The 15389-nt window shown below is 32.9% G+C and carries 16 protein-coding genes; 6 read left to right on the forward strand and 10 right to left on the reverse strand.

Going from position 1 to position 15389, the window contains the following annotated elements:
• Position 1: 1 nt before the first annotated feature.
• A complete protein-coding gene (gene fabF, locus SD960_RS06140; protein WP_115844398.1) occupies positions 2 to 1255 on the reverse strand; it encodes a beta-ketoacyl-ACP synthase II in 1254 nt (417 codons plus the stop codon).
• 238 nt (positions 1256 to 1493) lie between these two features.
• Positions 1494 to 1730, reverse strand: coding sequence for an acyl carrier protein (locus SD960_RS06145; RefSeq protein WP_007137004.1), 237 nt, complete (start codon positions 1728 to 1730; stop codon positions 1494 to 1496).
• Between the two features lie 175 nt (positions 1731 to 1905).
• Between SD960_RS06145 and purN the strand changes: the two genes are divergently transcribed.
• Both purN and rnhA read left to right on the forward strand, forming a co-directional pair.
• Positions 1906 to 2469 (forward strand): phosphoribosylglycinamide formyltransferase, encoded by a 564-nt coding sequence (gene purN / locus SD960_RS06150; protein WP_318801577.1) that lies wholly within the window; start codon positions 1906 to 1908, stop codon positions 2467 to 2469.
• Positions 2470 to 2540: 71 nt separating this feature from the next.
• On the forward strand, positions 2541 to 3020 hold the full coding sequence (gene rnhA / locus SD960_RS06155) for a ribonuclease HI (protein WP_318801578.1): 480 nt from the start codon (positions 2541 to 2543) through the stop codon (positions 3018 to 3020).
• Positions 3021 to 3082: 62 nt separating this feature from the next.
• On the opposite strand, the gene SD960_RS06160 is transcribed toward rnhA, so the two are convergent.
• Positions 3083 to 3430: a DUF6249 domain-containing protein gene (locus tag SD960_RS06160; protein ID WP_318801579.1), complete on the reverse strand. Its 348-nt coding sequence runs from the start codon at positions 3428 to 3430 to the stop codon at positions 3083 to 3085.
• Between the two features lie 375 nt (positions 3431 to 3805).
• Here SD960_RS06160 and SD960_RS06165 point away from each other — a divergent pair, with 375 nt between their 5' ends.
• The 4 genes from SD960_RS06165 (at position 3806) to hflX (ending at position 10439) form a co-directional block, all read left to right on the forward strand.
• On the forward strand, positions 3806 to 6637 hold the full coding sequence (locus SD960_RS06165) for a TonB-dependent receptor (protein ID WP_318801581.1): 2832 nt from the start codon (positions 3806 to 3808) through the stop codon (positions 6635 to 6637).
• A gap of 22 nt (positions 6638 to 6659) precedes the next feature.
• Positions 6660 to 8024 carry a DUF5689 domain-containing protein gene (locus SD960_RS06170; RefSeq protein ID WP_318801582.1) on the forward strand — a complete coding sequence of 455 codons (1365 nt, stop codon included), beginning with the start codon at positions 6660 to 6662 and terminating at the stop codon, positions 8022 to 8024.
• Between the two features lie 121 nt (positions 8025 to 8145).
• Complete coding sequence (locus tag SD960_RS06175; protein WP_318801583.1) at positions 8146 to 9012, forward strand: hypothetical protein; 867 nt, start codon at positions 8146 to 8148, stop codon at positions 9010 to 9012.
• Between the two features lie 188 nt (positions 9013 to 9200).
• Entirely contained in the window at positions 9201 to 10439 is a 1239-nt protein-coding gene (gene hflX / locus SD960_RS06180; protein ID WP_318801584.1) for a GTPase HflX, read from the forward strand.
• 164 nt (positions 10440 to 10603) lie between these two features.
• Here the strand turns inward: hflX and SD960_RS06185 are convergent, their stop codons facing one another.
• The 7 genes from SD960_RS06185 to SD960_RS06215 all read right to left on the reverse strand — a co-directional run bounded on the left by SD960_RS06185 (position 10604) and on the right by SD960_RS06215 (position 15312).
• Entirely contained in the window at positions 10604 to 11554 is a 951-nt protein-coding gene (locus SD960_RS06185; protein ID WP_318801586.1) for a DUF3078 domain-containing protein, read from the reverse strand.
• A 79-nt stretch (positions 11555 to 11633) separates the two neighbouring features.
• Positions 11634 to 12143: a DUF2480 family protein gene (locus SD960_RS06190; protein WP_318801588.1), complete on the reverse strand. Its 510-nt coding sequence runs from the start codon at positions 12141 to 12143 to the stop codon at positions 11634 to 11636.
• Between the two features lie 72 nt (positions 12144 to 12215).
• Positions 12216 to 12539 carry an SUF system Fe-S cluster assembly protein gene (locus tag SD960_RS06195; protein WP_053472865.1) on the reverse strand — a complete coding sequence of 108 codons (324 nt, stop codon included), beginning with the start codon at positions 12537 to 12539 and terminating at the stop codon, positions 12216 to 12218.
• Between the two features lie 85 nt (positions 12540 to 12624).
• Entirely contained in the window at positions 12625 to 13035 is a 411-nt protein-coding gene (locus SD960_RS06200) for a GxxExxY protein (RefSeq protein WP_318801594.1), read from the reverse strand.
• A gap of 199 nt (positions 13036 to 13234) precedes the next feature.
• A complete protein-coding gene (locus tag SD960_RS06205) occupies positions 13235 to 13657 on the reverse strand; it encodes a SufE family protein (protein ID WP_318801596.1) in 423 nt (140 codons plus the stop codon).
• 2 nt (positions 13658 to 13659) lie between these two features.
• The gene (locus SD960_RS06210) at positions 13660 to 14085 is read right to left on the reverse strand and encodes a hypothetical protein (RefSeq protein WP_042564761.1); all 426 of its coding nucleotides are present in this window, start codon (positions 14083 to 14085) and stop codon (positions 13660 to 13662) included.
• Positions 14086 to 14097: 12 nt separating this feature from the next.
• Complete coding sequence (locus tag SD960_RS06215; protein WP_318801599.1) at positions 14098 to 15312, reverse strand: cysteine desulfurase; 1215 nt, start codon at positions 15310 to 15312, stop codon at positions 14098 to 14100.
• Positions 15313 to 15389: the final 77 nt, after the last annotated feature.

A 15389-nucleotide genomic window follows, 5' to 3' on the forward strand; every position in this document is an offset into this window, starting at 1 on the left:
ACTAGTCAACTAATTTTTTAAACAATACACAGGCATTGTGTCCACCAAAACCAAACGTATTACTCATAGCAACATTTACCTCTCTTTTTTGAGGTTTGTTAAGAGTAAGGTTTAAGGCAGGATCAATGTTTTCGTCAACAACCGTATGATTAATCGTTGGAGGAACAAGGCTGTGTTGCATTGCCAGGATAGAAGCAATAGCTTCGATAGCTCCGGCAGCACCAAGTAAGTGTCCTGTCATTGATTTTGTCGAGTTGATATTGATATTTTTTGCATGATCACCAAAAACAGCGCTGATTGCTTTTAATTCGGCAACATCTCCTAATGGAGTAGAAGTTCCATGAGTATTGATGTGATCAACATCTTCAGGATTCATTCCAGCATCTCTTAATGTATTTTTCATTACCGCAATAACTCCAATTCCTTCCGGATGTGGTGCCGTTAAGTGGTAAGCATCAGATGACATTCCTCCTCCGCCAATTTCGCAATAAATTTTTGCGCCTCTGGCTTTTGCATGTTCATATTCTTCAAGAACCAAAGCTCCTGCTCCTTCTCCTAAAACGAAACCATCTCTGGTTGCATCAAAAGGTCTTGAAGCTGTTTCAGGACTTTCATTTCTTGTTGATAAAGCGTGCATAGAGTTAAAACCTCCCATACCTGCAATAGTAATAGCGGCTTCTGAACCACCAGATACAATTACATCACACATTCCTAAACGAATGTAGTTGAAAGCATCAATTAATGCATTTGCAGAAGATGCACATGCAGAAACTGTAGTATAATTTGGACCCATATAACCATTACGCATCGAAATGTGTGCTGGCGCGATATCGGCAATCATTTTAGGAATAAAAAACGGATTGAATTTTGGCGTTCCGTCTCCTTTAGCATAATAAATTACTTCTTCCTGAAAAGTTTCCAAACCTCCAATTCCGGCTCCCCAAATAACACCAACTCTTGTTTTGTCGATATTATCATCTGTAAGTCCGGCATCTTTAATAGCTTCATCACTTGCTGCAACAGCATATTGAGCGAATTTATCTAATCTACGAGATTCCTTGCGATCCATGTAATCTTCAATGTTGAAGTTTTTCACTTCACAGGCAAATTTCGTTTTATGCTTCTCTGTATCATAATACGTGATAGGAGCGGCTCCGCTAACTCCATTCACAAGTGCCTCCCAGTAATCCTGGATATTATTCCCGATAGGAGTAAGAGCACCTAATCCTGTTACAACAACTCGCTTTAACGTCATAAATATGTATTTTGTACTTTAAACAAATAAAACCCACGCTTTCTTAATTGTATTGTTACTTAAGAGCCATGGGAATTACAATATAAATATATCTTTGTGATTGAAAATCAATCGAAATTTAAATTTTTAAAAAAATAATAACACCCGATCCTTAGAAATTACAAAAATCAAAAGTCAAATTCCAATTGGAATTTGGAATTTCAAAAATTGGTATTTTTAGAAACCGGGTGCAGTATTATTATTTTTTAGCTTCCTCGATATAAGAAATAGCTTGACCAACAGTAGCAATGTTTTCTGCTTGATCGTCTGGAATTTGAATATCAAATTCTTTCTCGAATTCCATAATAAGCTCAACAGTGTCTAATGAGTCAGCTCCTAAATCATTAGTGAAGCTTGCTTCTGTTACAACTTCGTTTTCGTCAACACCTAATTTGTCTACGATAATCGCTTTTACTCTTGATGCAATGTCTGACATAATCTTTAATTTTAGAATTTAATTTGTTGGCAAAAATAAAAAACTTTATTTTAAAACAACTATTTAGTTTATAAATGTGATACTAATTTATAAAATTAATTTCAAGAAAGCCCTTTTAATACTATTTATTTTCGATTTTTATTCCGTTTTTTGCATTCTCAAAATAAACCATATTATGAAAAAAATTGTTGTTTTTGCCTCAGGATCAGGAACTAATGCAGAAAATATTATAAAGTATTTTTCAAAAACTAAAATTGCACAAGTTGTTTCTGTATTTACCAATAATGCTGCGGCAAAAGTCATCGAAAGAGCAAAAAATCATCAAATTCCTGTCGAAATCTTCTCAAAAAACGAACTTTTGGAACGAAACGTACTACAAAAAATACAAAAAATCGACCCGGATCTGATAGTTTTAGCTGGTTTTTTACTCAAGTTCCCCGAAAACATAATTGAACAATATCCAAACAAAATTATAAACATACATCCGGCACTTTTACCTAATTATGGCGGTAAGGGAATGTATGGAATGCACATACACAGAGCTATAATTAATAATAAGGAAAAAGAAACCGGAATCTCTATTCATTATGTAAATGAAAATTACGATGAAGGCGGTATTATTTTTCAGAAAAATGTAGTTCTAACAGAAGATGACACACCAGAAACGGTGGCTGAAAAGATTCACGAATTGGAACAAAAGTATTTTCCGGAGATTATTCAGACGATATTGGAAAAATAAATTTCAATTTTGGATAGTCAAAAAAAATCTAAAATCTAAAATCTGAATTCAGAAATCTACAATCTAAATAAATGGATCACGAAGTACATATATATACTGATGGCGCTGCAAAAGGAAACCCCGGAAATGGTGGCTACGGCGTTGTGATGGAATTGGTTGGAACACCACATAAAAAAGAATTTTACGAAGGTTTTCGTTTGACTACTAATAACAGAATGGAACTTTTGGCAGTTATTGTTGGTTTAGAAAAATTGAAAAACCCAAATATGAAGGTTTTGGTTATTTCAGATTCTAAATACGTAGTCGATTCTGTTTTGAAAAACTGGGTATTAGGCTGGGAAAAAAAGAAATTTGCCGGACGAAAAAACCCTGATTTATGGAAACGTTTTTTAATTGTGTACCGCAAACATCAAGTCGATTTTAAATGGATTAAAGGTCATAACAATCACCCTCAAAACGAACGCTGTGATCAATTGGCCGTTATGGCATCAATGCAGCCTAAACTTTCTGTTGACGAATATTACGAAAACATCGGTTCAAAAATGGAATAAAAATAACGTATCGGGAAAATTATTTCCTGATACGTTATTCAAACTACTAACTTAAAAAAATCTTATTCTTTATCTAAATCTTTGGCGGTTTTAAATCCGGCCAATAAGCCAACTCCGGCCATGATAAAAATGATTGAAGGATAAACAGCGCCGTCGTCTAATGAAGTGTAAGTTGTAATTAATAAGGCAAGGAAAATTCCAACCCCGCTTCCTATTAATAAAAAAGCCAAATTCACAACAAAAACTTTCCACGCAGAACCTCCTTTTCCGGCCCCCTTCAAAAAGATACTGGCATCAACGCCTTTTTCTATAAGAGCCATACGCTCTCTGTTTCTGGTTGAGAAAAAAAGATAGACAATCCCAAAGATCATCGCAAAAAGACTAACCGGTATTAATACTTGTGGTCCCATAATTTTTATGTTTTTATAATTGATTGATACCCATATGACGAGAGGTTTTAATTTAAGGTTACAGATTTTAGTAAAAATTTCAAATTTTTAAAATTCGATAATGAAAACTCAGGAGATAAAGTTTTTGATAATCAGCCAATTATAAGTTTTAAATTTTATTCAAAAAGAACTTGCGAACTCTTGGAGTTTGAGAATTTATTCATTTGATAAAAATATTTAACAAGAAATAACCTATTTATTATTTTTTTATTCTACATTTGAATTTCAGACTATATCCCAAAAATCAATTTTATTCTTTGAATAACGAATCAAAAATGAATGCTAACCAAATTCATTTTCATTCAAAAAACATTGTTCAAAATAAATTGGTTATACATGCGGAAAAACTACTTGCTCTTTTTTATTTTATTGCCTTTTACTTTTGTTTTTGCACAGCAGGAAACAATTATTTCAGGATTGGTGCTGGACGCTAAAACACAAAATCCATTATCAAATGTTGTGGTAAGTATTCAAAATTCATCTATTACAGAACTTACCAAACCAAACGGAAAATTCGAATTACATGTTGCGCTTCAGGGACAGCAATTGCTTTTGTTGCGAAGTCAGGGTTATAAAGATTTGCTTTTAAAAGTTAGTTCAAATCTGGGGATAGTTAATCTTGGAACATTGCAGATGGAAGAAAGTTTTTCTGATGAAATTCCGGGAACATTAATCACCTTATTAGAAAGCGATTTATCAGATGACAATAGTTCATCAGAAATGACTTCGGGACTTTTACAATCTTCGAAAGATGCTTTTATGCAGTCTTCGGCTTTCAATTGGGGTCAGGCACGATTCAGGATTCGTGGTCTTGATAGCGAAAACGGAACCATGATGCTTAACGGAATGACCATGAATAAATTATATGATGGCAGACCGCAATGGAGCAATTGGGGAGGTTTGAATGATGTACTTCGAAATCAGGAATTCTCAATAGGAGCTGCTTCATCAGATTATACTTTTGGCGGAATATTAGGAACGCAACAAATTTCGACAAGAGCTTCATTATACAGAAAAGGCGGCCGGCTTTCTTTTTCCGGAAGTAATACAAGTTATAATTGGCGCGCGATTGGCACTTATGCTTCGGGAATGAATACTAAAGGCTGGGCTTTTGCCGTTTCTGCCGGAAAACGTATTGGGAATGAAGGTTATTTTGACGGAACTAATTTTGATGCAGAATCTTTTTTTATAAGTGTCGAAAAGAAATTAAACAATAAACATTCCTTAAACTTTACCGGATTTTATACTCCAAGTTCACGCGGAAAAAATTCAGCCAATACTGATGAAGTTACACAATTGACAAACGAAAAATACAATTCGTATTGGGGTTTTCAGAATGGAGAAAAACGCAATGCACGAATTAAAAAGGTCGAAGAACCATTGTTGATGCTTAATCATTATTATAAAATAAACGAAAAAGCAAATTTGAACTCAGCTGTAATGTACCAGTTTGGAAAAGTAGGAAACAGTACAATTGATTATCAAAATACAAATAGTCCCGATCCTGTTTATTATCGAAAATTACCTGGTTATTATACTTCACTTTACGCAAAAGACAAGGGTGAGTTTTCGGGAGAATTTACTCCGGATTATGAAAATGCCGAAAAAAGCAAAATTATATTTTTACAGAATTCCCAAATCAATTGGGATGAACTCTATCGTGCAAATCAGAAAGCAATAAAAAACGCTGAAGGAATAATTACAGGTTATGAATCCGGGCAAAGTCATTATGTTTTATATGAAGACCGGACTGATGATAAAACATTTGCAGCCAATACAAACCTGAATATTCAACTTACAGAAAACAGTTCTTTTGACGGCGGTATCACATTTCGGAATTTAAAATCGCATCAATTTCAATATCTTTTAGATTTACTCGGAGGACAATATTTTGAAGATATTGATGCTTTTTATACCGGAAATGAAGCGCAGTCAGATTTACAGAATCCAAATCGTCAGGTAAAAGAAGGTGATACATATGGGTATAACTATAATTTTCTGGCAACAACAATTGAAGCTTTTACACAATTTAAATTCAACTACAAAAAAGTTGATTTCTATTTGGCACAATCTTATTCTGTTTCAGATTATCAAAGAGAAGGATTGTACCAAAATGGAATTTATCCGACTACTTCTCTTGGGAAAAGTCAAAAAGTAAATTTTGAAAATTTTGGTTTCAAAGGCGGATTAACGTATAAAATTTCGGGAAAACAATGGCTGTTTTTTAACGGAATGCATCTTACAAGAGCTCCCTCAATTCGAAATACATTCTCAAATTCCCGTTTAAATAATTCAATTGTTGCAGGTATTGAAAATGAAAATATTAGTAGCGTTGAAGGGAATTATGTTTTTCGCTCACCTAAACTTAAAACTCGAATTACAGCGTATTACACTTTAATAGAAAACACAGCGAAAACTTCCTTTTTTTATGCAGAAGGGATTTTTGACAGAGGTGTGAGTTATAATAATACAGACGCTTTTGTGAGTCAGACATTGACGGGACTTGATAAGAAGAACATTGGATTGGAACTGAGTTTTGAATATCAAATTTCATCAACATTAAAAAGTACTATATCTGTGGGTTACGGCAATTATACTTATGCAAGTAATCCGAATGTTTCGATAACAAATGATGCAGATGCAGCCAAAGGAGACCGGCAAACTTTTGATTTTGGAGAATCATATCTTAAAAATTATAAACAATCCGGAATGCCTCAACAGGCTTATTCATTAGGATTAGAATATCGTGATCCTAAATTTTGGTGGCTTGCAGCGAATATTAACTATTTAACAGAAAGCTATATTGATGTTTCGCCAATTGCCAGAACAGCCAGGTTTTATAAAAACTCAGTAAGCGGATTAGTTTTTCCTGAAGCAACAGAAGAGCGTGCATTGCAATTATTGAAACAAGAAAAATTCAATCCCATTTCATTACTCAATATATCAGGAGGTAAATCCTGGCGTATTTATGGCAAAAATATCGGACTTTTTATTAGTGTGAATAATGTTCTTGATTGCACTTATAAAACAGGAGGTTTTGAGCAGGCCCGAAATGCCAATTTCAGAGCTCTTAATCAGGATATTTCAAGCGGAACACCATCGTTTGGACCTAAATATTATTATGGATACGGAAGAACCTATTTCGTCAATCTTGCTATCAATTTATAAAACTTAAAAAAAATAGATCTTTATGAAAAACAGATTTTTAAATTCATTTTTTGCTTCATTATTTCTCATTCTTTGTTCTTGCAGCAGTGAAGTTGAAATTCCTAAATTAGGGTGTACACAGCCAGATTTAACAATAAATCAAACAGTTGAAAAGGTTAAAAATATTTCTGGATCAACTCCTAAAGTATATAGTTATGATGATGTGATCGAGGCTTACGTAGTATCAAGCGATGAAGGTGGAAATTTTTTTAAAACAATTTCCTTTCAAACATTAGCCACAGAAAAAATACCGGCTATAGGATTTAGTGCGCCCGTTGATGTAACAAACACTTACATAGATTTTCGCATCGGAAATAAAGTTTATATAAAGCTTAAAGATCAATTTACAGATTCGTATTATGGTGCATTGCGTATTGGAAGTTTATATGTAAGTAACGCCGGCGACCCAACGATTGGAAGAATTTCGCAAAATGATTATAAAAATGTTCTGAATGCTTCCTGTAATGTTATTAATGAAGATCAGTTAGTACAGCAAGTTTCAATAGAAGAAGCACTAAATGAGAGTAAATTAAATACATTAATAGAGTTAAAAGATGTTCAGTTTGCAGAAGCCGCAATTGGCAGACATTATTTTGAGGAATCGAATAATGTTGGCGGTGCTACTAACTGGAATTTAAGCGATAAAACAGGAAATCAGCTTATCTTTAGAACTAGCAGTTATGCCAATTTCGCTGGTAATATTGTGCCCGATGGAAGTGGAAAGGTTCGTGGTATATTGACAAAATTCGGCTCAGATTATCAGTTAATGCCGAGATTTGCATCTGATATTGTAATGACAGGAAAAAGAAGCGTTCCGTTATTTTCTGAAGATTTTCAATCGGTTAAAAACAATGTCAATTTTGCTCTTGCAGGTTGGAGTAATATTGTAGAAAAAGCATCAAAGTTGTGGAAAAGTATGCTGTATGCCGGTAACGGATATGCTGAGTTTAATACCACTAGTACAACTGCTGCGGAAAATATTGCATGGCTTGTTTCTCCTAAAATTAATCTGAAAGGTTATAAAAATGCAGTCTTATCTTTTAGAAGTGCTCAACATGATTTAAAAGTAGATTCGCCTTTAAACTCTTTAGAAGTTTATATATCAACCAATTTTGACGGATCAAGTATTAGTAAAGCAAAATGGACAAAACTAGAAGCGAGATTCCCTTCGTTGTCATCGCCGGCTCGTGAATTTATGAGTTCAGGGGGAATTGATTTATCTGCTTATTCAGGAAATATTCATATTGCTTTTAAATACATTGGTTCTGGCAAAGACAAAACGCTTAATGGTGCTTTTATGGTAGATGATGTTAAGATTTTTGGAGAAAAAGAAGAATTAGTTTTTTAATAGTGAAATTAATTGGCTGACTTTTAGTTGATTTGGTAAAAAATTATAGTTTTTAAACTACAAACTGTTAAAATTTGATAGAATTTTGTATTTTGGTCATCCCAAATTGATACAAAATACTATGAAAACCTATTTTATTGCCATCATGATGATGGTTTTTCCATGCTTAGTGCAAAGTCAGGATCAGGACAAACCTGTTCAATTAAAACAGATTAACATTGTAAAAACAAATTACCAAAACTTTAAAGACGGTGAAATTGTAAACAAAACAGTCGTGTTTAAAGATGGTAAAATCCAAACAATCACTACTTCAGATGTCGTGCAACATTTCTTTTATAACCCAAAAGGATTGTTGGATATGACAGTAAAAGACAAAGTAGGAAGCGATTGGAAAGAAGTCGTAAATTACACCTATAATGCTGACAACAACATTACAAAATTTGTGAAAAAATATCAGGAAGGCAGTGATTATATTACTAAGACTGTAACTTTTACTTATGAAGGAGCAAGAATAAAAGTAATTACTAAAAAAAGTACCAATCACCAGAATATTCTTGAAGACATTGAATATATTGTTGAAAACGGAATTATTGTAAGACGTACTTCGCGTGATAGAAACAAAGCTATTATTGGTAAAATCGAATATGCTTACACCAATGATAATGTTGTAAGACACAGAGGTTTGGTGGGAGATAAAATTTCTAAAACATTTACTTTTGATGACAAAAAATCTGTAGATCAATTAATTGTTCAGAATTTATTTGGCGATAATTATAAAGTAATTGTTCCAATGATTTCTTATCACGAAGATGAATTTGCTTTTGAATCAATTTCATACAACAACGAAACAAATTTTAGTCCTTCATCAACGGTTTTGGTGGGTGTAAGCAAGAAATACAAATACAATAAATCAAATTTTCCAATTTCTTGTTCCCAACTTGAAGAGAACGGAATTGTAAAGACAGAAAAGACTTTTATTTACGAATAAATAGGTCTCTTAAATATATTTTCAAGCCATTTAAAAGTTAAGTTTCATTTAGAATAAACTCTTTATGAACCTTAATTTTTAAATGGTTTATTTTTTATCGGAAATCAAATTCTTAAATAGAACTTAAAAACAAAATTCTATAAGCTTAATAGCTTACAAATCATTAAATTTGCACCTTATTCAAAGCTATGTTAGAAAAAGAAGTTATAAATTTTGAAAGAACAGCCATTGTAGGTATTGTTACTCAAAACCAAAGTGAGGAAAAACTTAACGAATATCTTGACGAATTAGAGTTTTTAACTTACACCGCTGGTGGTGAAGTCATAAAACGTTTTTCGCAGAAAATGGAACGCCCGAATCCGAAGACTTTTATGGGTACTGGTAAAATTGAAGAAATCAATCTTTTTGTAAAAGAAAACGACATATCGACTCTAATTTTTGATGACGAATTATCGCCATCTCAACAAAAGAATATTTCGAGAATTATTGATTGTAAAATCTTAGACAGAACCAATTTGATTCTGGATATTTTTGCACAAAGAGCCGAAAGCTCTTACGCAAGAACACAGGTAGAATTGGCGCAATGTATCTATTTATTACCAAGACTTTCCGGTTTATGGACGCACCTTGAGCGCCAAAAAGGAGGTATTGGTATGCGTGGTCCTGGTGAAACGGAGATTGAAACGGATAGACGTATTGTACGTGACAGAATTTCGTTGTTGAAGGATAAAATCAAAACAATCGATAAACAAATGGGTGTTCAGCGTAGTAATCGTGGTGCGATGGTGCGTGTGGCTCTGGTTGGTTATACCAATGTTGGAAAATCGACTTTGATGAATGCCGTTGGTAAAAGTGATGTTTTTGTTGAGAATAAATTATTTGCAACTCTTGATACAACAGTTCGAAAAGTGGTAATTAAAAACTTGCCATTCTTATTGTCAGATACGGTTGGATTTATTAGAAAATTACCAACACAATTGGTTGATTCTTTTAAAAGTACATTGGATGAGGTTCGGGAAGCCGATTTGTTGTTGCATATTGTAGATATTTCACATCCCGATTTTGAGGATCATATCGAGTCTGTAAACCAGACTTTGCAGGATATTAAAGCTCATGAAAAACCGGTTATTATGGTTTTTAATAAAATTGATGCTTACAAACATTTGACGATTGATGAGGATGATTTAATGACGGAGAAAACCCCAAGACATTACACACTCGACGAATGGAAAGCAACATGGATGCATCGTTTAGGTGAAGATAATGCCTTATTTATTTCGGCTACTAATAAAGAGAATTTTGAGGAATTTAGAGAACGTGTTTACGAAGCTGTTCGCCAGATTCATATTACTAGATTCCCTTATAATAAGTTCTTGTATCCGGATTATAAAGACGCAATCGAAAAAGAAGAAGAAGATCAGGAATAAAATATTTCTTTACCGCAAAGAGCGCAAAGGTTTTATATAAAAAGAAAGTGATTCCTAAATAAAAAGTTCTCAAAGCTAAATCAACATAAAGCTTTGCGAACTTTTTATTTATGATACTTTCTAATAAAAATCTTTGCGCTCTTTGCGGTAAAATATTACAAGCATTAAAATCCGAAATTAATTCCCAAACCAAATACTTCTCTTGTCTGGAAACCCTGAAATGCATTGTCGTCATAAATGGCCTGGAATGATAAATTGGCCGATAAATATTTGTTTACTTTCATGACGATATTTAATGAGTAGTCAATATCTACATTTTGTGGATCTTCAAGATAATTTGAATATAAGTTTAAAGTGTTTTCGGCAGTTACGTTTGTCATGATTGCCAATTTATAATAAAGGGAAGAATAAAAACCTAATTCGTAACGCATTGTTTTATTGGCATCAACTCCAAAATAATCTCCGTCAACATATGGCAAGCCAGTTCCCGGATCAATTCCCGATGTGTAAGCACCGTCTACAAAGGTAAATTTAGATGTTAATGGGGCAAAATTTATTTTTAAGTTAGCATCTTTAGTCCAATAAATACCAGGGCCCGTTGTAAGATAACCAGGAGACATAAATTTGGTGCTTTCTGTTCTTATTTCTTTACCGTTTTCATCCTGACCGTAAATGTATCCTGTGGTAAATTGTGTTCTAAAATTCAGAAAATAAGAATAATACCATTGACCAAAGGCTTTTTTACCAACAATTGAATTGATCTCTAAGCGGTCATCTGTTTTCTTTTCGAAATCAGCATTTCTGGTTTGCAGAAGACCATATGAAGCTAATATTTTGTTGTCCCAGGTTAAATCATCTTTTTTGTAGTTGAAATCGTAGTTGATTCCAAGTGTTCCTGAAAAGCTGTCTTCTCCTCCGGCTATCCAATTATTGAAACTTGATTGATTTAATAAAAGCGATACAGTTCCTTTGGTTTTCCAACCTTCGCCTTCAATTGTATCATTTATTTTTTTTACTGCTTTTTCAGTATTTTGAATTAATTCTTTTTCAGTATTTTGGGCTTGAGCAAAAGTAAAGTTTAATAAAATGAAGGCTAATATCGTTATCTTTCTCATCGTATCTAGTTTAAGTGTATATTAACAAATATACTAAAAACCGTAGAAAAGTTAAGGATTTATTAAGCAGAAAAGAAAGTTATTTCTTAGATTCTTTGTATAAAGGTACTGCAGAACAGGCTTCTCCATACATAATACTTCTGGCAAAAGGCTGCAAATATGTAGTAGCCAAAATATAAGCTCGCATAGGAACAGGTTTTCTGGAACAGCCTTTTACAATTACAGGTTTGTTTTTGTAGGCCGAATAATCAATTGTAGGTAAAATTTCTTCGTATAAACTTCCGTCAAGATCTTCGATCGTTCCGTTAACCACTTTTTTGGCATAAGGAGCCAGTTGTACTGCCACTAAAATTAAAGCCCAAGCCGGAACAATTGCATCTGTACTGCAATGAACAGCCACGTATTGATCCTGATATTGCGACCAATCATGATTTTTTAAATGCTCTCTAAAGTCTTTTTCTTTCAATAAAAAACCTTCTAAAAGCCATTGTGAAATATCGATTTGCACACGATGTCCTTTTGGATAATAATCTTCAAGATCAAAAACTTCCAAAGCGCTATTAGCGACTTTATTGATAATTTCTTCCATATGAAAAGTTAGTTTCAGGTTTCAAGTTTCAGGTTGTGTAACTTGAAACTTGAAACCTGAAACAAATTTTTATTAAAGCATTCCTAATTCTAATTTTGCTTCTTCGCTCATTAAATCTTTGCTCCACGGTGGATCAAAAGTTATTTCAACATCAACATCTTTGATGTGTTCTATTGTTTTTACTTTTTCTTCCACTTCTCTCGGTAAACTTTCAGCAACCGGGCAGTTTGGAGATGTTAATGTCATCAGGATTTTTACTTCGTAATCTGTATTCACCATTACGTCATAAATTAATCCTAATTCATAAATATCAACAGGAATCTCAGGATCGTAAATACCTTTTAAAACTTTTACAATTGATTCTCCTAATTCGTTTGTGTCTATTTCTTGTTCCATAATTTTTGTTTTTTTCTCACCATATAAGTAATATAAGTTCATTTAATCTGGAATCTTAATATTATTATATACTTTAATTTTTTATTTAATCTTCTAGCCAGCGATATAATTCGTTGACATATGTTTTTTGTCCTTCGTGATAAATATTTGTTACGTTGAAATTTATCATTAATCCTATTGGTGATTGTAAAAGTTTCATATAAGACATCAATTTGGCAATATGAATTGGTATAATTTGATCAACTGATTTGAGTTCAAGAACTAAACAATTTTCAATGAATAAATCACATCTTAAATCAGATTCTAATTGTAATCCTTTATACTCGACTGGAATTACTAATTCAGATTGAAAATTAATACCTTTAAGAGACAGTTCTTTAATCATACATTGATGATATATATTTTCTAAAAGTCCTGCTCCAATATTTTTATGAACTTCAATTGCTGCTCCGTTAACATGATAAATTAAATCCTTTAAATATTTCTTTGTTATCATTTACTTTTTTAGCAATAATAAGAAATAAAAAAAGAAAGATTAAACTTACTTTTTATTTTTTTTACCATATAAGTGTTACGTTAATCTGATCAATAGACTTAAAATATTTATAATCCTTATATGATTTTTTAAATTAAGAATTTTAATAAACATAAAGCTTACATTTCTAATATGAACTTATATGGTTAAAAATTAAAACCTAATTATTCTTAGCATTAAATGCCAAAGCATACATTTTGATGTTTTTAATCATTGATACCAAACCATTTGCACGAGTTGCAGACAGATGTTCTTTTAAACCAATTTCATCAATAAAATCAGTATCGGCATCTATAATATCTGCTGCTTTTTGATTGGAGAAAGCACGAATCAAAATCGCGATAATTCCCTTCGTTAAAATGGCATCACTATCAGCAGTAAAAACAATTTTATCATTGTTTTCTTCGCCGTGTAACCAAACTTTTGACTGACAGCCTTTGATTAAATTCTCGTCGGTTTTATATTTTTCTTCGATTAATGGAAGGCTTTTTCCTAATTCGATGATGTACTCATAACGCTGCATCCAATCATCAAACATCGAAAATTCATCTATTATTTCGTTTTGTATTTCTTTTATTGTCATAACTATTCTTTCGTAAAATCAGTCAGCAAATTAACCAGTTTCTCAATTTCCTTTGGAGGAAAACCATTGTCAAAACCTTTCGTTTCGTATGTTTTCTGATTCTGGGTTATTTTTAAATTTCCAATTGCGGCACCGTCGTAAAAACGTTTCTCAGTTGGTGCTTTTAAATTCGGAATGCTATCTAAATTTATTTTTTCAAATTCGGAAACAATTTTATTCCACTTTGCAGTATCTATTTTGCTTTCTACAGCTTCTCCACCTCTGGTGTTTGTGATTGAAACAGTTTGATTTTTAACTACTACTGTTTTGTATAACCCTCTTGAAACAGCTGAATATTCTATTTCGGTTGATGTCATATCTGCTTTTTTTTGGCTTGAACAACCAGTTCCAATACAAATAACTAAGAGCAATAAAGATATTATTTTCATAAAAATGTTTTTTTAGCTTAACATGGTTTGTGCTTTCTTAACAGCTTCTACCATTTGGTCAATTTCTTCTTTTGTGTTATAAAATGAAAACGAAGCACGAATGGTTCCCGGAATACAGAAGAAGCTCATAATAGGCTGTGCACAATGATGACCGGTTCTAACGGCAATTCCTAATTTATCGATAATCGAACCAATATCGTATGGATGAATTCCATCAATATTAAACGAAACTACCGAAGCTTTATTTTTTCCGGTTCCGTAGATTTTCAGACCTTCAATTTCAAGTAAACGTTTTGTAGCGTACTCTAAAAGTTCATTTTCGTATTGTTGAATATTTTTAAATCCAACATTGTTTAAATAATCAATGGCAGTTCCTAAAACAATTCCTCCGGCGATATTTGGAGTTCCGGCTTCAAATTTATGAGGAAGATCAGCGTAAGTCGTTTTCTCGAAAGTTACTTCTTTGATCATTTCGCCACCGCCTTGATAAGGAGGAAGTTTATTTAACCATTCTTCTTTTCCGTATAAAATTCCCGTTCCCGTTGGTCCACACATTTTGTGTCCGGAAAAAGCATAAAAATCACAATCTAATTCCTGAACATTAGGTTTTAAATGTGGAACAGCCTGTGCACCATCAATTAAAACAGCAGCGCCAACAGCGTGTGCCTTATCAATAATATATTTGATCGGATTAATAATTCCCAGAGCGTTCGAAATATGGTTAACGGTTACCAATTTGGTTTTTTCTGAAAGCAAAGCATTAAAAGCTTCTATAATCAGTTCGCCATTTTCGTTTATCGGAATCACTTTTAAAATGGCACCTGTTTTTTCGCATAACATTTGCCAAGGCACAATATTACTATGATGCTCTAAAGACGAAACAATAACTTCGTCACCCGGTTTTAGAATTGAAGCAAAACCATTAGCTACCAAATTGATTCCGAATGTTGTTCCCGAAGTAAAAAGGACTTCATGAGCAAATTTTGCATTTATATGGTCTTTCACTTTGCCACGAGAAATCTCGTAAGCATCAGTAGCTAATTGACTTAAAGTATGAACACCTCGGTGAATGTTGGCGTTTATTTCCTGATAATATTTGACTTCGGCATCAATCACAATTTGTGGTTTTTGCGAAGTTGCTCCGTTGTCGAAATATACTAATGGTTTTCCGTTTACTTTTTGTGTAAGAATTGGAAAATCAGCTCTTATTTTTTGAATATCTAGCATGTCTTATTTAGAAAAAATCTATTTACAAAAGTACTAAAACTAAATTGGTTTCTCCATGAAAACTATAATTTCCTTTT

It is taken from the genome of Flavobacterium sp. MMLR14_040, assembly GCF_033657265.1.
Classification (GTDB): domain Bacteria; phylum Bacteroidota; class Bacteroidia; order Flavobacteriales; family Flavobacteriaceae; genus Flavobacterium.